A 19,710-nucleotide genomic window follows, 5' to 3' on the forward strand; every position below is an offset into this window, starting at 1 on the left:
GTTCTCGTGAAGCGATGCGGCGATCCGGGGCAGTGGGGCGGCACGGATACCGCGACGCCCATCGAGCGATTCACCACGTCCCGCGGCGGGCCTTTGAAATATAATGCGGGTTTGCCCCCGGCGCCATTTGCCCGGGGGCGATTTCCCCCGAAGCCCCCAAGCCGAGACTTCATGAAATTCTTTTTCGACCTGTTACCGGTCATCTTGTTTTTCGTCGCTTTCAAGTTTGCCGGCATCTATGTCGCCACCGGCATCGCGATCGCGACGACGATTGCGCAAGTCATCTGGATGTGGCTGCGCCACCGCAAGGTCGAGCCCATGCAGTGGGTGAGCCTCGCGATCATCGTGGTGTTCGGCGGTGCGACCATGCTGCTGCACGACGAGACCTTCATCAAGTGGAAGCCCACGGCGCTGTACTGGCTCTTCGCGATCACGCTGTTCGTGGCCGAACTCATCTTCGACAAGAACCTGATTCGCGCCATGATGGAAAAGCAGATGGCGCTGCCCGAGCCCCTGTGGCGGGCGGTGAATTTCAGTTGGGCGCTGTTCTTCCTTGCGATGGGCGCGTTGAATCTGGTCATCGCCTACCATTTCTCGACCGACACGTGGGTCGACTTCAAGCTCTTCGGTGGCATGGGCCTGATGGTCGTGTTCATCGTCGTGCAGAGCCTCTGGCTCGCGAAGTACATCAAGCAGGACGAATAACGTCCGTCAGGAAGTCACTGCCATGTCCATGGAACAGCAAATCGAAGCGCGCCTCAGCGCGGCGCTCGCCCCGCTCGAATTCTCCCTCGAGAACGACAGCGCCCGTCATGCCGGCCATGCGGGGGCCGCGTCGGGCGGTCATTACAATGTCCGAATCGTCTCCGCCGCGTTTACCGGGCGTAACCGCGTGGCGCGTCACCGCCTGGTGTATGATGCGCTAGCCGATTTGATGCAAAACGGCATTCACGCCCTCGCCATCGTTGCGCTCGCCCCTGGCGAAGCGTAACTCGCATGCGACGCATCCCCCGTCGATTAACCTTGCCTTCGTCATTCGTTAGGAAAAACAGCATGGCATTGAAATTCGCCCGCACGGCGCTGGCGCTCGGCGCCGCCGTGTCGCTGACCGCCGTCTCCCTCCCCGCGCTCGCTCAGAACGTCGCCGTCGTGAACGGCACGCCGGTGCCCGTGGCCCGCGCCGACGCCATGGTGCGCGAAATGGTTCGCCAGGGTCAGCCGAACTCGCCGCAACTGCAGCAGCAAGTGCGCGAAGAACTGGTCAAGCGCGAAGTCCTCGCGCAGGCCGCCGTCAGCAAGGGTCTGGCCACGCAGTCGGACGTCAAGGCGCAGCTCAAGCTGGCCGAGCAAGGCGTGCTGATCCGCGCCCTGATCGCCGACTTCCAGAAGACCTCGCCGGTCACCGACGCCGAAGTCCAGGCACGATATGACCAGTTGAAGAAGCAGTTCGGCGACAAGGAATATCACGCCCGCCACATCCTGGTGCCGAGCGAAGACACGGCCAAGGACATCATCGCGAAGCTCAAGGGCGGCGCGAAGTTCGCCGACCTCGCCAAGCAGTACTCGAAGGATCCGGGTTCGGCACAGAACGGCGGCGATCTCGACTGGTCGCCGGCCAACGCCTACGTGCCCGAGTTCTCCGACGCCCTGCAAAAGCTGCAAAAGGGTCAGTACTCGCAGACGCCGGTCAAAACGCAGTTCGGCTACCACGTGATCGAACTGGACGACGTGCGCGATGCACAGATTCCGGCGCTTAACGACGTCAAGCCGCAACTCGTGCAGCAAATGCAGGAAGAGAAGCTGCAAGGCTTCATCGATGGCCTCGAGAAGAAGGCCAAAATCCAGTAAGCGTTGCCGGCGTCGCGTTCGGCATGAAAAGCAAAAATCCCGCCTTCCGGCGGGATTTTTGTTTCCAACGCGATATTCCGCACGCGCCAACGTGCGGAATATTGTCGCTTAAGCCACCCAGCGGCGCGCGTTGCGGAACATGCGCATCCACGGGCTGTCTTCACCCCACTGCTCGGGCGCCCAGCTCATCTGCACCGTGCGGAACACGCGCTCCGGGTGCGGCATCATCACCGTGAAGCGGCCGTCGCCCGTGGTCACCGCCGTCAGACCGCGCGGTGAACCGTTCGGGTTGAACGGATACTGCTCGGTCGGCTGTCCCCGATGGTCGACGAAACGCATGGCGGCCAGCGCCTGATCAATATTGCCTTGCTGACCGAAGTTGGCAAAGCCCTCGCCGTGCGCGATCACGATCGGCAGTTGCGAGCCGGCCATGTCCTTGAAGAACAGCGATGGCGAATCGAGCACTTCCACCTGCGTGAGACGCGCCTCGTACTTCGACTGGTTGTACGTGAACTTCGGCCACGCCGCCGCGCCCGGAATCAGGTTCGACAGGTTGCTCATCATCTGGCAACCATTGCACACGCCCAGCGCAAATGTATCGGCACGGTTGAAGAAGCCCGCGAACTGCTCGGCCAGCGCCGGATTGAACAGAATCGTCTTCGCCCAGCCCTCGCCCGCCCCCAGGGTGTCGCCGTACGAGAACCCGCCGCAGGCGATGAAGCCCTTGAACGCCTCCAGCGAGTGACGGCCCGCGAGCAAATCGCTCATGTGCACGTCGTAGGTGTCGAAGCCGGCCTTGTCCAGCACATAGGCCATTTCCAGGTGTGAATTCACGCCCTGCTCACGCAGGATGGCCATCTTCGGACGCACACCCGTCGCGATGAACGGCGCAGCGACGTCTTCGCTGGCATCGAACGTCAGCTTCGGCGAGAGGCCCGGATCGCTCGTGTCGTTCAGTGCATCGTATTCGGCGTCGGCAGCCGCCGGGTTGTCGCGCAGACGCGCAATGCGCCAGCTCACTTCCGACCACTCACGTTGCAGCGCCGCGCGCGGCGCGCCGAACACCTTCTTCGCGTCGCGATAGATCTCGATGACGTCGTTCGTGTTCGGCTTGCCGATCACGTGCGTGCACGCGGACAAACCGGCTTCCCGCAATGTCTGCAACACGGCGTCGCGCTCCGAGGCGCGCACCTGGATCACACCGCCGAGTTCCTCCGAGAAGAGCGCGCGCAGCGTCTTGTCCTCGCGACGGCCCACCGTCTGCTTGGCCCAATCCTTGGCGTCGCCGTAATCGGATTCGAAACCGTCGTCGAGCGTGAGCATGTCGACATTGAGCGACACGCCGACGTGGCCGGCGAAGGCCATTTCCGCCACGGTGGCAAAGAGACCGCCGTCCGAACGATCGTGATAGGCGAGGAGCTTGCCGTCGCGGTTCAGTGTCTGGATGGCGTCGAAGAAGCGCTGAAGGTCGGCCGGATCGTCCAGGTCCGGCGCCACGTCACCGATCTGCTGCGTGACCTGCGCGAGAATACTGCCGCCCAGACGGTGCTTGTTGCGTCCCAGATCGATGGCGATCAGCACCGTCTCGCCCGCTTGTGCGAGGGAGCGCAGTTGCGGCGTGAGATGGCCTCGCACGTCCTCGACCGGCGCGAAGGCCGATACGATCAGCGACACCGGCGCGACCACGTCCTTGCTTCGGCCGGCGTCTTCCCACTTGGTGCGCATCGACAGCGAATCCTTGCCGACGGGGATCGACAGGCCCAGCGCCGGGCACAGTTCCATGCCGACCGCCTTGACCGTGTCGAACAGCGCGGCGTCTTCTCCGTCAGTGCCGCACGCGGCCATCCAGTTGGCCGACAGCTTGATCTGGTCGAGCGACGCAATCGGCGCCGCCGCAATATTGGTGATGGCTTCGCCGACCGCCATGCGGCCCGATGCCGGCGCGTCGATCACGGCCAGCGGCGTGCGCTCGCCCATCGTCATGGCTTCGCCACGATAGCCCGTGTAGTCCATCAGCGAAATGGCGCAGTCGGCCACCGGCACCTGCCACGGGCCAACCATCTGGTCGCGTGCCGTCAGGCCGCCCACGGTACGGTCGCCGATCGTGATGAGGAATGACTTGCTGGCCACGGTCGGGTGGCGCAGTACGGCGCGCGCCACATCGTCGAGCGACAGACCCGTCACGTCCACCGGCGGAAGTTCGGCCTTCACACGCTTGACGTCGCGGTGCATACGCGGCGGCTTGCCGAGCAACACGTCCATCGGCATGTCGACCGGATCCGGCGACTCCGGATGCATCGCGTCGACCAGCTTGAGTTGACGCTCGTCGGTGGCGATACCGACCACGGCGACCGGGCAGCGCTCGCGTTGGCAGATCGCCTGGAAGGCCGGGAAGCTGTCCGGCGCGATGGCCAGCACGTAGCGCTCCTGCGCTTCGTTACTCCAGATTTCGGCCGGGGACATGCCCGACTCTTCGAGCTGAACCTGACGCAGGTCGAAGCGCGCGCCCTTGTCGGCGCCGTCGACCAGTTCCGGGAACGCATTCGACAGGCCGCCCGCGCCCACGTCGTGAATCGACAGGATGGGGTTGGCCTCGCCCTGACGCCAGCACGCGTTGATGACTTCCTGCGCGCGACGCTCGATTTCCGGGTTGCCGCGCTGCACCGAGTCAAAGTCGAGTTCGGCCGTGTTCGTGCCGGTGGCCATCGAGCTGGCGGCACCGCCGCCCATGCCGATGCGCATACCCGGGCCGCCGATCTGGATGAGCAGCGTGCCGGCCGGCAGATTGTGCTTGTGCGTGTGTTGTGCGGCGATGTTGCCCATACCGCCCGCGATCATGATCGGCTTGTGATAACCGCGCACGCGGCCAGCCACGTTCTGCTCGTACGTCCGGAAATAGCCGCCGAGGATCGGACGGCCGAATTCGTTGTTGAACGCGGCGCCGCCCAGCGGGCCATCGACCATGATCTGCAGCGGCGACGCAATGCGATCCGGGCGGCCGTAGTCGGCACTGGTGTCGTCGGGCTTGCGCAGCGACGGCGGCACCGCCACGTCACGGTCGTTCTCCCACGACTCGCGCGCGTCCGGCAGCGCCAGATTCGACACGGTGAAGCCGGTCAGGCCCGACTTCGGCGTGGAGCCGCGGCCGGTCGCGCCCTCGTCGCGAATCTCGCCGCCCGCCCCCGTCGACGCCCCCGGGAACGGCGAGATCGCCGTCGGGTGGTTGTGCGTCTCAACCTTCATCAGCGTGTGCGTGAGTTCGACGCTGCGGCCGTACTGGCCGTCGGCGCCGCGCGGATACCAGCGCTCGACTTCCGCGCCTTCCATCACCGAGGCATTGTCCGAATACGCCACCACCGTCCCCTGCGGGTGCAGTTGATGCGTGTTCTTGATCATCTGGAACAGCGACTTGTCCTGCGCCTGTCCGTCGATGGTCCATTGCGCATTGAAAATCTTGTGGCGGCAATGCTCGCTGTTGGCCTGCGCGAACATCATCAATTCGACGTCGGTCGGGTTGCGCTTCAGACTCGTGAAGGCGTCGACCAGATAGTCGATTTCGTCGTCGGCCAGCGCCAGGCCCAGGTCGCGGTTGGCGGTTTCGAGGGCGCTGCGGCCCACGCCGATCACGTCGATCGTCTGCAGCGGTTTGGCCGGCAGTTCGACGAAGAGCGCCTCGGCGTCATGGCGCGTGGCCACGACCGTCTCGGTCATGCGGTCGTGCAACACCGCGGCGACCCGCGCGAGCGCATCCGCCGGCAGCGCCTTCTTGCCGCCCAGCAGGCCGGACTTCACGCCGATCGTGTATTCGACGGCGCGCTCGATACGGCGCACGTGATCGATGCCGCAGTTGCGCGCGATGTCCGTCGCCTTGCTCGCCCAGGGGGAAATCGTGCCCAGACGCGGGATCACCAGCAACTGGTCGCCCACCGGTTCTTCGCGCACCGGCTCACCATAGGTGAGCAGACCGGCGACGCGGGCCACGTCTTCGCTCGACAGCGGTTCGGCGCTGGCCACGAGATGCACGTAGCGGGCGTCGACACGCACGATCGAACTGTCGATGGCTTGCAGGGTCTGCAGAAGACGTTGCTGGCGGAATTCGGAGAGCGCCAAGGCGCCGGCGAAGCAGGCAATGTGAGTCATGGAAGGACGGAAGGCGAGGCGTTCAAAACGCGGGGGAACGACAAAGCGAGATTATACCCTGCTTACCCCGGGTTATACCCGAGTGCGCCACACGCATTCTGGGGAGCCTACCGCCCTGTGAGGGCGTCTCTCTGGTAACCTATGCGCCCCGTCATCAGCACGGGCCGCGAAACCGGCGACCGGGCGCGGCGCGTGACACAACGACACTAACAAGCGAACGTACGGGCGTTCGCCACACACCAGACGGTTGGGAATGAAGGTCATCGTTATCGGCGGCGGGGTCATTGGCACGTGTACCGCCTACTATCTGGCCGCCGCGGGGCATACGGTCACGCTCGTCGAGCGCAACAGCACGGTGGCTCAGGAAAGCAGCTTCGGCAATGCGGGCGTCATCGCGCCCGGCTACGTCACGCCGTGGGCCGCGCCGGGCATGCCGCGCAAGCTGTTCGGCCACCTGTTCAGTTCGGCCAGCCCGCTCATCTTCCGGCCCGGCCTGTCGGCCGGCACCTGGCGCTGGGCGGCTCGCTGGCTGCGCGAGTGCAAGCTTGAACGCTACCGCGCCAATCGCGAGCGGATGCAGCGACTCGCGTTCTATAGCCAGCGTTGCCTGCATGCGCTGCGCGAGACGCACGTCTTCGAATACGAACAGACGCAAGGCTATTTACAACTGTTTCGCACCGATCGCGACATCAAGATGAGCGAACCGGCGCGCGCCATGCTCGCCGAGAACGAAGTGCCGCACCGCCTGCTCACGGCCGACGAGTGCCGCAAGCTCGAACCGGCGATTTCGACCGATGCCCAACTGGCGGGCGGCCTGCACCTGCCCCGCGACGAGACCGGCAACTGCCCGCTCTTTACCAAGCGTCTCGCCCAGATTGCCCGCGAGATGGGGGTAACGCTTGCCACCGAAACGACCGTGTTGTCGGTGCGCCCGAACATGGGGCGCTCCGGGGTCACGGTCGAGACGGCCAGCACTGCGCAGCTCGCCCAACGCGCGACGCTCGAGGCCGATGCCGTCGTGATCGCGGCAGGCGTGGCGAGTGCGACAATGCTGCGCCCACTGGGTATTGACCTGCCGCTCTGGCCGATCAAGGGGTACTCGATCACGGTGCCGGTCAAGACCGAACTGTTCAGCCCGCGCATCGCCGTCATGGACGAGTCGTACAAGACCGCCATCACCCCGCAAGGCAACCGTCTGCGCATTGCCGGGACGGCCGAGCTGGGCGATACCGAGCTCGTGCTGCGCGAACGCGCCATCGCTACGCTGTACAAAGTGGCGACGGACTGGTTCCCCGGCGCGGGCAAGTACCGCGAGGCACGCGCCTGGGTCGGTGCCCGTCCGATGCTCCCCGACGGCCCGCCCCTGCTCGGCGCGACGCCGCTGCCCGGCATCTTCCTGAACGTGGGCCACGGCTCGACCGGCTGGGCGATGGCCTGCGGCTCGGGCCGCGTGCTCGCCGACGTCATCTCCGGACAAACGCCGGAAATCGATCTGAATGGCCTGACACTCGCTCGTTACGCAAGCTAAGATGCGCCGCGCCTAGAGCGGATGGAAACGGGCCGCTCCGTGACAGGGACCGGCCCGATCCGACGCTCGCAAGGGCGCCTGCGCGCCAGCATCGTCGGTCGCAAATCCAGGCTCGGCAGGGCCCTGTCGGTGAAAACCGACACCGTATTCAGATTCACGCCGGCAGGCACAACGATACGGTGAAGGCATAATCTCAAGATTGGCACGCAGAACTTGCCGCGCCCGCGCCGTCGAAGCAAGCATGCGGCGCCGTGCAACGTTCGCCGCCCCTCGATCCCGGGAGTTTCGCCTGTCATGTCCGACTCATCGCGCGCCAACGTCCCCGCCGCCCCTGGTGCACCTGCTGCACCTGGTGCACCTGCCGCCCCGCCCGCATCCGTTGTACCTGCCGCACCTGCCGCACCCGCTGCACCCCCTGCACCCGCTGCACCCGCCGCACCTGCCGCACCTGCCGCACCTGCCGCACCTGCCGCACCTGCCGCACCTGCCAGCGCGGCCCCCCTTGCACGCTCTATCGGCTCGACAAGTGCCTGCGCGCGCAACGCGCTCGACTTGTGGCTTCCGGGCACGCTGCGCGGGGTCGAGCGAGCCGCCGCCGCCAAACTCCCTGCACACACGCTCATGGCCCGCGCCGGCGCTGCCGTCGCCGAGTGGCTCTCCGGTCGCTTGCCAGCCCTCGCCAGTGCAGGCCACCAGCCGGTGTTGCTGCTCGCCGGGCCGGGCAACAATGGGGGCGACGCTTACGTCGCCGCGCGCGAATTGCATCGGCGCGGGCTGCGCGTCGACGTCTGGCAGCTTGGATCGCCGTCCACCGATGACGCGCGTTGGGCACACGCCGAAGCGCTCGCCGCGGGCGTGCCCGTTGCGCCTGTCCCGGCCATCTGGCCGCAGCGGTTGGCTTACGCGTGGATCGTCGACGGCCTCTTCGGCATCGGCCTGACGCGCCCGCTCGAAGGCACCGCCGCGGCACTCGTCGAGCGCGTCGTCGACGCTCAGGCTCAGGGCACGCCGGTGCTCGCCATCGACATTCCGAGCGGGCTGGCGGCGGCGACCGGGGTCGTCAATGGCCCTGTCATCCGCGCCGACGTCACCATGGCCATGCTCGGCGCCAGTCCCGGGCTGTTCACGGCGACGGGACGCGACGTTGCAGGTGAAGTGCTGGTGGCCACGTTGGGAACGGACGAGATGCTGGCTGCCGCGCGCTCCGGACCGCCGGACGGCACGGTCATTACGACGAGCGCGCCTGCCGCGTTCCTTGCGCAGTTGCCGCAGCGTCATCACGCGACCCACAAGGGCAGCTATGGGTCGCTGGCGGTGCTTGGCGGCCACGAAGGCATGGTGGGTGCGCCGCTGCTCTGCGCGCGAGCCGGACTGATGACCGGCGCGGGACGCGTCTATGTCGGCTTCGTCGCCCACGATGCACCCGCCTGGGATCCACAGCATCCCGAACTGATGCTGCGCCATGCGGAGAACCTCGACCTCACGACGATGCAGGCCGTGTCCGTCGGCCCCGGGCTCGGAACCTCCGCCGCATCGGCCGCGTGCCTGTCGCGGGCACTCGCACTGGACGACACGCCCCTGGTCATCGATGCCGACGCCCTCAATCTGCTGGCCACCGAGCCCGCGCTCGCGGAGCGCGTGCGCCGCCGTAATGGGCCCACGGTCCTGACGCCGCACCCCCTCGAAGCCGCTCGCCTGGCGGGTAGCGACGTCACGCGCATTCAGTCGGATCGGCTGGCGAGCGCCCGTGCACTCGCGCAACATTTCGGGGCAACGATCGTGCTCAAGGGGTCGGGTACCGTCATTGACGACGGTACGCGCGCCTGGATCAATACCACCGGCAATGCCGGGCTGGCCACGGCGGGCACGGGCGACGTGCTCACCGGCGCGATCGGTGCGCTGCTCGCGCAGGGCATGCCCGCAACCCAAGCCGCGCTGGCCGCCGTCTGGCTGCACGGCCGGGCTGCCGAACGCTGCGTCGACGCAGGCGCTGGCCCTGCCGGGCTGACCGCCTCCGAACTGTTGCCCGCCATGCGTGCCGAACTCGCCGACTGGCTCAACGAGGCCGCGCGCGCGGGGCGATGCGTTCACGCGCTTCGCACGACGTCGGGCAGTTCGCCCTGAGCGCTTGCGCAAGTCGGATTCGCGCTAACTTCAACGCCGTCTAACCGAGCATTTCACCGCGATTTCGCGGCGACACCCGTTATACTGCGCTTAGTCGAAATGTCCTTATCGCACATGCCGTACAAGCCATCCGCGCCATCCCCACGTCTGGATCAACTCCCTGCCTGGCGTACCCTGCTCACGCACCGCGACGCGATCGCCTCGCAGCACATGCGCGACTGGTTCTCGGGCACCGGTGCCCATGCACGCGTCGAACAATTCTCGCTGCGTGCGGCCGGCCTGTACCTCGATTACTCGAAGAACCGCATTACCGAAACCACACGCACGCTGCTCGCGCAACTTGCCCGCGAATGCGGCCTGCCGGCCAAGCGAGACGCGATGTGGGCCGGCGACGCGGTGAACGTCACCGAAAATCGCGCAGCGTTGCACGTTGCGCTGCGCGCGCCGCAGGGCATGACCTTTCACGACGCCGCTGGCGACGTCAGCCACGGCGTGCACGATACCCTCACGCGCATGCGCGCCTTCAGTGAAAGGGTGCGCGACGGGCGTTGGGTCGGTGCCACGGGCAAGCGCATCCGCCATCTGATCAACGTCGGTATCGGCGGGTCGGATCTCGGCCCGCGCATGGTGTGCGACGCGCTCGCCGTCTATGGACGACGCGATCTGAGCGCGCACTTCATTGCCAACATCGATCCCACCGAACTGGCGCGCACGCTCCCGTCGCTCGACCCGGAGAGCACGCTGGTGGTGGTGTGCTCGAAGACCTTCACCACGCTCGAGACCATGACCAACGCGCGTACGATTCGCGCCTGGTTCATCTCGCATGGCATTCCGGAAGGCGAACTCGGCAAGCATTTCGTGGCTGTATCGACCAACGCCGAGGAAGCGATGCGATTCGGCATTCGCCGCGAGAACGTGTTCGAGTTTGGCGAATGGGTAGGCGGACGGTATTCGCTATGGTCGTCGATCGGGCTCATCATCATGCTCTATCTCGGCGCACGCCATTTTGACGCGCTACTCGCCGGGGCCCACGCGATGGACGAGCACTTCCGCAGCGCGCCGCTCGAGTCCAACATGCCGGTGCTGCTTGGGCTGCTCGGCATCTGGTACCGAAATTTCTTCGACGCCCAGACGCTCTCCATCGCGCCATACACCGACGCGCTACAGAAGCTGCCCCCATATCTGCAGCAACTGGACATGGAGAGCAACGGCAAGTCGGTACAGATCGACGGGACGCCGGTCGCCTGGCAAACCGCTCCGATCCTCTGGGGCGAGCCGGGCACCAACGGCCAGCACGCCTACTTCCAGATGCTGCACCAGGGCACCACGCTGGTACCGGTGGATTTCATCGCAGTCCTGAATCCGCAATACGATGCGCCAGCCTATCTCGATCACCACCGCAAGCTGCTCGCCAACTGTTTCGCGCAAAGCGAAGCGTTGCTGAAAGGCGGCTCGATGGCAACAGCCGAGCAGGTCGCGGGACCGCTGGGGGCGCAACGCCGCTTCGACGGCAATCGTCCGAGCAACACGCTTGTGATCGATCAGTTGTCACCCGAGCGTCTGGGGGCACTGATCGCGCTCTATGAGCACAAGGTGTTCGTGCAGGCCGCCATCTGGAACATCAATCCGTTCGACCAATGGGGCGTTGAATTGGGCAAAACGCTGAGCCGCGCGATCGAGCCCGAACTCGCCGACCCGGATTTGCTCACCCCCGACGCGCACGATGCCTCGACAACCTCGTTGATACGACTGGCGGGAAACGCGCTGAAAGCGAAGCCCTGACGCGAAGGATCGCCGCAGTCTCACATCACTGCGGCGTTGTCGACCCTGCGCCCTGTGCGTCTTGTGCGCGCTGCGCGCCTTGTACGCCTTGTACGTCAGACGCGCCATCGACCCGTCGTCCACCGGCGAGCTGCACCGTCGTGTCGCAACGTTGCGCAATCGCCAGATCGTGCGTCACAAGCACCAGCGTCGCGCCACTCGCCTTGTTGAGCGAGAACATCAGGTCGATCACCCGTTCCCCCGTCGCCGTATCGAGACTGCCCGTCGGTTCGTCGGCAAACAGCACGGTGGGGTGAGTGACGAAGGCGCGCGCCAGCGCCACACGCTGTTGCTCGCCGCCGGAGAGCTGCTTCGGATAATGCGCCAAGCGCGACCCCAGCCCCACTTGTTCCAGCAATTGAATGGCACGATCGGCCACGTTGCGTGTCTCACCCAGCAGTTCGAGCGGCAGCATTACATTCTCGAGCGCGGTCAGATGCGGCATCAGTTGAAACGACTGGAAGACGAAACCGACGGCACCACGTCGCAGCGCGGCCCGGCCCTCCTCGTCGAGATCGCCGAGCGACTTGCCAAGCAGCGTGATGCTGCCGTCGGTCGCGGTGTCGAGCCCGGCCATCAGGCCCAGCAGCGTAGACTTCCCGGACCCCGACGCGCCGACGATGGCCACGCTCTCGCCTTTGGCGACGGTGACGTCGATATCCTGCAAAATGACCAGATCGCCGGTCGCGTCACGCAACCGTTTGCCCAGCCCGCGCACCTCAATCACGTTTTCGGAAAACGACATGGCAAGAAGAGAGTTCTTGAAATTGGCCGCCTCAGCGCTCATCGGCGGGTGCATGCTGTCAGGGACCCCGGCGAACGCGACAAGTTCGGCGGCGCCGACGATTTTGGTCGTCGGCGACAGCCTCTCGGCGGAATATGGCATCGCGCGCGGCACCGGCTGGGTCAATCTGATGCAGCAGACGATCACGCAAAGCGGCTTCGATTATAACGTCGTGAATGCGAGTATCAGCGGCGACACGACGAGCGGTGGACGCTCGCGTCTCGCACCGCTGCTAGACCGATATCACCCCGCCATCACCATCCTGGAACTCGGCGGGAACGACGCGCTGCGCGGCATTCCCCTCGACCTCACGCGCAGCAATCTGCGCGAGATGATCGCCGCGGCGCGCAAGGCGGGCAGCCGCGTGATCGTTGTCGGCATGCGCATTCCGCCGAATTACGGGCTCGACTACAGCGAGCAGTTCTTCACCATGTTTTCCGTTTTGGCCAAGCAGGAAAAGACCGGCTACGTGCCGTTTCTGCTCGCTGGCGTGATCGAACATCCCGACTGGTTCCAGCAGGATCAGATTCACCCGCTTGCCAAGGCGCATCCGCAAATCCTGCAGAACGTCTGGCCGACCGTGAAACCGCTGCTCAAGCCCGCCGGCAAATCCCCTACGAGTCCGCCTCGCCCACGATCGCCGAAATCCGGCGCATAAAAAAACGCGGCCGGTCAGCCGCGTTTTTCTCTCATCCACCGACAGCCGTCGCCGGATCAGGCCCCCGACTTGGTGACATCGTTGACGATCTTCACCTTCGAGCGCGCACGCAGGTCGCCCAGCCAGGCGTTCCACTCGGCCTGAGCCGCCAATTGGTTGAGTTGCTGTGCCTGCGCGGCAAGACGCTGTGCGTCCTGCTCTGCCGGCTGCGTGACCTTACCGATGCGATACACCGCGTAGCCCTGATCTTCGCCCAACGCCACACCGACATACGCTGGCAAGTGGGTCGTATCGGCGCTGAAGATCGCGCTCAATGCCGTCGCCGGCAGCTTGCCCGGATTGTCTCGTGAAACCGTTTGCGCGGCACCGAATGCGGCGTCGCCCCCCTTCTTGAGCGCTTCGAGCTTGGCCTCGCCGGCCGACTTCGCAGCCTGCTCGGCCAGATCGGCGATCACCTTCGCTTTGACCTGCGCTTCGATCTGCGCGAGCGGCGGCGTGGCGGCAGGATGGTAGTTCACCACGTGTGCCGACACCAGCACGCCCTGACCGACATCCACCGCCTCGGTATTGCGCTTGTTCTTGAGGGCTTCATCGCCAAACACGGCCTTGAGCAGCTTCTCGTTGCCGATCGGGCTCTTGGCCTGCGCCGGATCCGGCGTGCGCGTGACCGTGGCCGTCTGCACCTTCAGGTTGAGCTTGTCGGCCGCCGGCTGCACGCTGTCAGGTTGCTCGTACACCGCGTTGGTGAACTGGTCGGCCAGCTTCGCATATGCCTTCGCCGACTCCTGCTGGCGATACTGATCGGCGAGCTGCGCCTTCACTTCATCGAACGACTTCGTTTGCTCCGGCTTGATACCTGTCAGCTTGATGATGTGATAACCGAAATCGCTCTTCACGACATCGCTCACGTCACCCTCGTGCTTGAGCGCAAACGTGGCATCGGCAAACGGCTTGACCATCGCATCGCGCGTGAAAAAGCCCAGATCGCCGCCATTGGCCTTCGAGCCCGGGTCTTCCGAGTTTGCGCTGGCGAGCTTGGCAAAGTCGTCCGGGTGCTTCCTGACCTGCTCGAGCAATGCGTCCGCCTTGGCCTTCGCCTTGGCGTGATCGGCCGGCGAGGCGTCGGCAGGCGATGCGATCAGGATGTGCGACGCACGCCGCTGTTCCTGCGTCGTGTACTGCTTGAGGTTGTCCTGGTACATCTTGCGCAGCACGTCGTCGCTCGGGGGCGTCTGCGCCGACGCCGGCATCGCCTTCGGATCGAGCACCACGTACTGGATCTCGGCCGATTCCGGCGTCTGGAAGGCCGCCTTGTGCGCATCGTAGTACGCCTGGATCTGCGCCTGCGTCGGCACGATCTTGCCGGCGTAGTCTGCAACCGGGAAGCTCAGCACCGAGACCTCGCGCTGCTGGGCACGCAGTTGCGCGAAACGCTCGAGCACCGACTTGGGCAACATGGCGCTCGCCTGCACGCTCGACGGCAACTGGTTCGACGCCAGCTCGAAACGAATTTGCGCTTCGAGGCGCTGCGGCGTCAGGTTCTGTGCGGACAGCAATTGCTCGTACTTCGCTTCGTCGATGGAACCATCCGGGCGGCGCAACTGCGCAATCGCCGGAATGGCGAGCAGCGCCTCTCGCACCTGCGCGTCGGGCACCGACAGGTGCTTCTTGAGCGTTTCCTGCGTCAGGAGCTTCTGCTGGATCAGGTTATCCAGCACGGCGCCGCGCATTTCGGGCGTGTTGATCTGGCTGGCATCGACGGCGCCACCGAACATCTGTTGCATACGCTCGGTCTGCGCACGAAGCACGCTGTCGTATTCCTGGCGCGTCACCGTCTGGTCACCGACCTTGGCGATCGTGCCTGCGTCCGCGGCGTATTCTTGCCAGCCATGAACGCCGAACACCACGAACGACGGCACGATCAACACCGTCAGGAAAATGAGAACCAATCGTTGATGCCGGCGGATGAAGTCGAACATACGAAATCGGAAAAGTCGTCTGGATGCGTCTTACGACGCCATATGGCAAAAAAGGCGAACCGAAGTTCGCCTTTTCACAATTTGGCGGAGCGGACGGGGCTCGAACCCGCGACCCCCGGCGTGACAGGCCGGTATTCTAACCAACTGAACTACCGCTCCCCAAGATCTGGAACTGGTGGGTGCTGAGGGGTTCGAACCCCCGACCTACGCCTTGTAAGGGCGCCGCTCTACCAGCTGAGCTAAGCACCCGTTCCCGATTCAAGTGTTGTTCTTGCTGCTGCTCCCCGCCGAAACAGGGAAGCTGGCTAGTTTAACGTATCTTTCAGACCTTTGCCAGGGCGAAATTTCGGAACCTTCGCGGCCTTGATCTTGATCGAGTCGCCCGTGCGCGGATTCCGCCCGGTGCGCGCCGCGCGCTTGGCCACGTGGAACGTGCCAAAGCCGACCAGCGTCACGTCATCACCCTTTTTCAGCGCTTTCTTTACCGCACCCACCAATGCATCAAGTGCCCGACCGGCAGCCGCTTTCGAGATGTCTGCTTCACCCGCGATATGATCGATCAGTTCCGTCTTGTTCACTGTAACCCCCTTGCAAGGATAGTAGGCGATTGCGCCGCGGAGGCGCTCTTTGCGCGCCTTGACTTTGATCTGTTAGGTCCGTCGGCTTTGCCATTAGACAAGCCGTAAACCCTGATGTCAAGCCGTTTTGCGCCCTTTTGGCGGCATACGAAGCACTCCTGAATCTGCACTTTCCCGGTGTCACTTTCGAACACGTTGCGTGAATAAAAAAAGCCCGGGGAAAACCCCGAGCCTTTTACGCAGTTTCCCGTGAAGCTGGCAACGGCGAAGCCGCCCGTTGCCCATCCCACGAAAAATGACCGTCAGTGCTTGATAACTTCCTGCTTGCCACTTGCCTCCGCATTCGGCGTGACAGGCGCAGCCTTCGCTTCTTCGTCAGGCAGTGGCGTCGGTGCATGTTCCAGTGCCAACTCGAGCACCTTGTCGATCCAGCGCACCGGAACGATCTCCAGCGCATTCTTGACCGTATCGGGAATCTCCGCGAGATCCTTCACGTTCTCTTCCGGAATCAACACGAGCTTGATGCCGCCACGGTGTGCCGCCAGCAACTTCTCCTTGAGACCACCGATCGGCAGCACTTCGCCGCGCAGCGTGATCTCGCCGGTCATCGCCACGTCCGCACGCACCGGAATTCCGGTGAGCACCGAGACCAGCGCCGTCGTCATGGCGATACCGGCAGACGGACCATCCTTCGGTGTCGCACCTTCGGGCACGTGGATGTGGATGTCCTTCTTCTCGAATTGCTCATCCGTCACCCCGAGGCGGCGCGCACGCGAACGCACCACCGAGCGAGCGGCCTCGACCGACTCCTTCATCACGTCGCCGAGCGAACCCGTGCGGATGATGTTGCCCTTGCCCGGCATCAGCGCGGCTTCAATGGTCAGCAGATCGCCGCCCACTTCTGTCCACGCCAGACCCGTGACCTGGCCGACCTGATTCTCCTTCATGGCCAGACCGAAATCGAACTTGCGCACGCCCAGGAAGTTGTCGAGATTGCCCGCATCGACCTTGATCGACGCGCCATCGACCTTCTTGAGCAACAACATCTTCACGACCTTGCGGCAGATCTTGGAGATCTCGCGCTCGAGCGAGCGCACACCTGCCTCACGCGTGTAGTAGCGGATGATGTCGCGAATCGCGGCTTCCGTCAGATCGATCTCGCCTTCCTTGAGCCCATTGTTCTTCTTCTGCTTCGGCAGCAGATAACGCTGGGCGATGTTGACCTTCTCGTCTTCCGTGTAGCCCGACAGGCGAATCACTTCCATACGATCGAGCAACGGCGCCGGGATGTTCAGCGAGTTCGAGGTGGCCACGAACATCACATCCGACAGATCGAAGTCGACTTCGACGTAGTGATCCGAGAACGTGTGGTTCTGCTCGGGATCGAGCACTTCGAGCAGCGCCGAACTCGGGTCTCCTCGGAAGTCCATGCCCATCTTGTCCACTTCGTCGAGCAGGAACAGCGGATTGCGCACGGCGACCTTCGACAGGCTCTGCAGGATCTTGCCCGGCATTGACCCGATGTAGGTACGACGGTGGCCGCGAATCTCTGCCTCGTCTCGCACGCCGCCCAACGCCATGCGCACGAACTTGCGGTTCGTCGCACGCGCGATCGACTGACCGAGCGAGGTCTTGCCCACGCCGGGGGGCCCGACCAGGCACAGGATCGGCGCCTTGACCTTCTCGACGCGCTGTTGCACGGCAAGATACTCAAGAATACGTTCCTTGACCTTCTCCAGGCCGAAGTGATCCTCGTCAAGCACCTTCTCGGCGTTCGACAGATCGTTGTTGACCTTGCTCTTCTTGCGCCACGGCAAGCCGACCAGCGTGTCGATATAGTTGCGCACGACGGTCGCTTCGGCCGACATCGGCGACATCAGCTTGAGCTTCTTGAGTTCGGCGTCAGCCTTCTTCTTGGCGTCCTTCGGCAGATGCGCGGCCTTGATTCGCTTCTCGAGTTCTTCGAGATCCGCGCCTTCTTCGCCTTCGCCCAGCTCCTTCTGAATCGCCTTGACCTGTTCGTTCAGGTAATACTCGCGCTGGCTCTTCTCCATCTGGCGCTTCACGCGCCCACGGATACGCTTTTCGACCTGAAGAATGTCGATCTCGCTCTCGAGCTGCGCGAGCAGGTGCTCCAGACGCTCGATGACCGGGAACATCTCCAGGATCTTCTGCTTCTGCTCCAGCTTGAGCGGCAGATGCGCGGCGATGGTATCCGCCAGACGACCCGCCTCGTCGATGCCCGACAACGACGTCAGGATCTCCGGCGGAATCTTCTTGTTGAGCTTCACGTATTGATCGAACTGGGCCACGATCGCGCGGCGCAGCGCCTCGGATTCCGGGGAGTTGCCGTCGTCCGGTTCGAGCGGCATCACTTCCGACGTGAACTGGGTTTCCTCTTCGTCCACACTCAGAGTGCGGGCGCGCTGAATCCCTTCGACCAGCACCTTGACGGTGCCATCGGGCAATTTGAGCATTTGCAGGATGTTCGCCACGCAGCCGATCTCGTAGAGATCCTTGGACGTGGGCTCATCCTTGGCCGCCGCCTTCTGGGCGACGAGCATGATGTGCTTGCCGCCTTCCATGGCGGTTTCAAGCGCTTTGATCGATTTTGGACGCCCCACGAAAAGGGGAATCACCATGTGCGGAAACACGACCACGTCGCGCAAAGGCAACAGGGGCAGTTGAATCGCTTCGGGCGGGAGGATTTGGGTGCCTGACATCTCGTTCCCCATATTTAACGATACCGTTGTGTTCCAGCTAATTGAGGCCGCCGACGGGAATTACAAGGGGGATGGAACAGCCCTTTCGCCGGTAAGTTGCACCACTCGGGGTTTCATTGCCCGTGGCACTAGTATGAAGGAAAAAAAGCCGTCCATGTTTCCATGAACGGCTTCGGGTAGCGCTGAGTTGACCGTTCAATTGGAGCCGGCAACCTTGGGCGACTCCTGGTAAATCAAAAGTGGTTTCCCGTCGCCGCTGATCGCGTTTTCGTCGAGGATCACCTTGGCGACGCCCTTGAGCGACGGCAGTTCGTACATCACTTCGAGCAAGGCCTGTTCGATGATCGAGCGCAAGCCGCGCGCGCCCGTCTTGCGCTTGATGGCCTTGCGCGCGACGGCATGCATTGCGGCCGGTCGGATCTCCAGCTCCACACCCTCCATCGCGAACAGGCGCTGGTATTGCTTGACCAGCGCGTTCTTCGGCTCGATGAGGATGGTCACCAGCGCGTCTTCGTCAAGCTTACCCAACGTGGCAACCACCGGCAGACGGCCGATCAGCTCGGGAATCAAGCCGAACTTGATCAGGTCTTCCGGCTCGACGTCACGCAGCAACTCCCCTGCGTCACGCTCTTCGCCCGTCTTGACCGTCGCGCCGAAGCCGATCCCAGTCTTTTCGGTACGGTTCATGATGATCTTCTCGAGACCATCGAACGCACCGCCGCAGATGAACAGGATGTTCGTCGTATCGACCTGGATGAAATCCTGGTTCGGGTGCTTGCGGCCCCCTTGCGGCGGCACCGACGCCATCGTGCCTTCGACCAGCTTGAGCAGCGCCTGTTGCACCCCCTCGCCCGATACGTCACGGGTAATCGACGGATTGTCCGACTTGCGGCTGATCTTGTCGATTTCATCAATATAGACGATGCCCTTCTGCGCCTGCTCGATCTCGTAGTTGCAGTTCTGCAGCAGCTTCTGGATGATGTTTTCGACGTCTTCCCCCACATAACCGGCTTCGGTCAGCGTGGTGGCGTCGGCAATCACGAAGGGCACGTTGAGCAGACGCGCGAGCGTCTGCGCGAGCAGCGTCTTGCCCGAGCCGGTCGGCCCGATGAGCAGGATGTTGCTCTTGGAGAGTTCGACCTCGTCGCGCTTGTCGCCGAGGTGCTTCAATCGCTTGTAGTGGTTGTAGACCGCCACGGCCAGGATCTTCTTGGCGCGGTCCTGACCGATCACGTATTGATCGAGACTCTCGCGGATTTCCTGCGGCGACGGCAGGTCGGACTTGCCACCGCTGCCACTCTCGTCTTCGGCCGCAGCGGCCTCGTCGCGGATGATCTCATTGCACAGATCGATGCACTCGTCGCAGATGAACACCGACGGGCCCGCGATGAGCTTCTTGACCTCGTGCTGACTCTTTCCGCAGAACGAGCAGTAGAGCAGCTTTTCGCCGTTGGAAGTGCTTTTTTTATCCACCATATGTGTGTCAGCCTGCTAGCAATTTGCGCCCCGGTCGTCCCCCGCCGGGGG

The 19,710-nt window shown here is 63.9% G+C and carries 13 protein-coding genes and 2 tRNA genes; 7 read left to right on the forward strand and 8 right to left on the reverse strand.

Going from position 1 to position 19,710, the window contains the following annotated elements; translation table 11 throughout:
• Nucleotides 1–171 precede the first annotated feature (171 nt).
• From PEP31012_RS08580 to PEP31012_RS08590, 3 genes are all read left to right on the forward strand, one after another.
• Complete coding sequence (locus tag PEP31012_RS08580) at nucleotides 172–705, forward strand: septation protein A (protein WP_150588947.1); 534 nt, start codon at nucleotides 172–174, stop codon at nucleotides 703–705.
• Between the two features lie 22 nt (nucleotides 706–727).
• Nucleotides 728–991, forward strand: coding sequence for a BolA family protein (locus PEP31012_RS08585; protein WP_150588948.1), 264 nt, complete (start codon nucleotides 728–730; stop codon nucleotides 989–991).
• A gap of 62 nt (nucleotides 992–1,053) precedes the next feature.
• Nucleotides 1,054–1,848, forward strand: coding sequence for a peptidylprolyl isomerase (locus PEP31012_RS08590; protein ID WP_150588949.1), 795 nt, complete (start codon nucleotides 1,054–1,056; stop codon nucleotides 1,846–1,848).
• A gap of 108 nt (nucleotides 1,849–1,956) precedes the next feature.
• On the opposite strand, the gene purL is transcribed toward PEP31012_RS08590, so the two are convergent.
• The gene (gene purL / locus PEP31012_RS08595; RefSeq protein ID WP_150588950.1) at nucleotides 1,957–5,988 is read right to left on the reverse strand and encodes a phosphoribosylformylglycinamidine synthase; all 4,032 of its coding nucleotides are present in this window, start codon (nucleotides 5,986–5,988) and stop codon (nucleotides 1,957–1,959) included.
• A gap of 253 nt (nucleotides 5,989–6,241) precedes the next feature.
• On the opposite strand from purL, the gene PEP31012_RS08600 reads away from it, so the two are divergent.
• From PEP31012_RS08600 to pgi, 3 genes are all read left to right on the forward strand, one after another.
• Nucleotides 6,242–7,516, forward strand: a complete 1,275-nt coding sequence (locus PEP31012_RS08600; protein ID WP_150588951.1) for a D-amino acid dehydrogenase — start codon at nucleotides 6,242–6,244, stop codon at nucleotides 7,514–7,516.
• Nucleotides 7,517–8,029: 513 nt separating this feature from the next.
• On the forward strand, nucleotides 8,030–9,640 hold the full coding sequence (locus tag PEP31012_RS08605; RefSeq protein WP_425494944.1) for an NAD(P)H-hydrate dehydratase: 1,611 nt from the start codon (nucleotides 8,030–8,032) through the stop codon (nucleotides 9,638–9,640).
• Nucleotides 9,641–9,754: 114 nt separating this feature from the next.
• On the forward strand, nucleotides 9,755–11,422 hold the full coding sequence (gene pgi, locus PEP31012_RS08610) for a glucose-6-phosphate isomerase (protein ID WP_150588953.1): 1,668 nt from the start codon (nucleotides 9,755–9,757) through the stop codon (nucleotides 11,420–11,422).
• Nucleotides 11,423–11,447: 25 nt separating this feature from the next.
• Here pgi and PEP31012_RS08615 read toward each other — a convergent pair whose 3' ends face one another.
• A complete protein-coding gene (locus PEP31012_RS08615) occupies nucleotides 11,448–12,206 on the reverse strand; it encodes an ABC transporter ATP-binding protein (protein ID WP_246171206.1) in 759 nt (252 codons plus the stop codon).
• Between the two features lie 52 nt (nucleotides 12,207–12,258).
• Between PEP31012_RS08615 and PEP31012_RS08620 the strand changes: the two genes are divergently transcribed.
• Nucleotides 12,259–12,903: an arylesterase gene (locus PEP31012_RS08620; RefSeq protein WP_174978173.1), complete on the forward strand. Its 645-nt coding sequence runs from the start codon at nucleotides 12,259–12,261 to the stop codon at nucleotides 12,901–12,903.
• Nucleotides 12,904–12,959: 56 nt separating this feature from the next.
• Here the strand turns inward: PEP31012_RS08620 and PEP31012_RS08625 are convergent, their stop codons facing one another.
• The 6 genes from PEP31012_RS08625 to clpX form a co-directional block, all read right to left on the reverse strand.
• The gene (locus tag PEP31012_RS08625) at nucleotides 12,960–14,882 is read right to left on the reverse strand and encodes a SurA N-terminal domain-containing protein (RefSeq protein WP_150588955.1); all 1,923 of its coding nucleotides are present in this window, start codon (nucleotides 14,880–14,882) and stop codon (nucleotides 12,960–12,962) included.
• 82 nt (nucleotides 14,883–14,964) lie between these two features.
• A tRNA-Asp gene (locus PEP31012_RS08630) sits at nucleotides 14,965–15,041 on the reverse strand.
• Between the two features lie 14 nt (nucleotides 15,042–15,055).
• A tRNA-Val gene (locus PEP31012_RS08635) sits at nucleotides 15,056–15,131 on the reverse strand.
• 56 nt (nucleotides 15,132–15,187) lie between these two features.
• Complete coding sequence (locus PEP31012_RS08640) at nucleotides 15,188–15,460, reverse strand: HU family DNA-binding protein (RefSeq protein WP_150588956.1); 273 nt, start codon at nucleotides 15,458–15,460, stop codon at nucleotides 15,188–15,190.
• Nucleotides 15,461–15,762: 302 nt separating this feature from the next.
• On the reverse strand, nucleotides 15,763–18,183 hold the full coding sequence (gene lon / locus PEP31012_RS08645; RefSeq protein WP_150588957.1) for an endopeptidase La: 2,421 nt from the start codon (nucleotides 18,181–18,183) through the stop codon (nucleotides 15,763–15,765).
• 195 nt (nucleotides 18,184–18,378) lie between these two features.
• Entirely contained in the window at nucleotides 18,379–19,659 is a 1,281-nt protein-coding gene (gene clpX / locus PEP31012_RS08650; protein ID WP_150588958.1) for an ATP-dependent Clp protease ATP-binding subunit ClpX, read from the reverse strand.
• Between the last annotated feature and the right edge of the window lie 51 nt (nucleotides 19,660–19,710).

It is taken from the genome of Pandoraea eparura, from assembly GCF_902459725.1.
GTDB classification, from domain to species: domain Bacteria; phylum Pseudomonadota; class Gammaproteobacteria; order Burkholderiales; family Burkholderiaceae; genus Pandoraea; species Pandoraea eparura.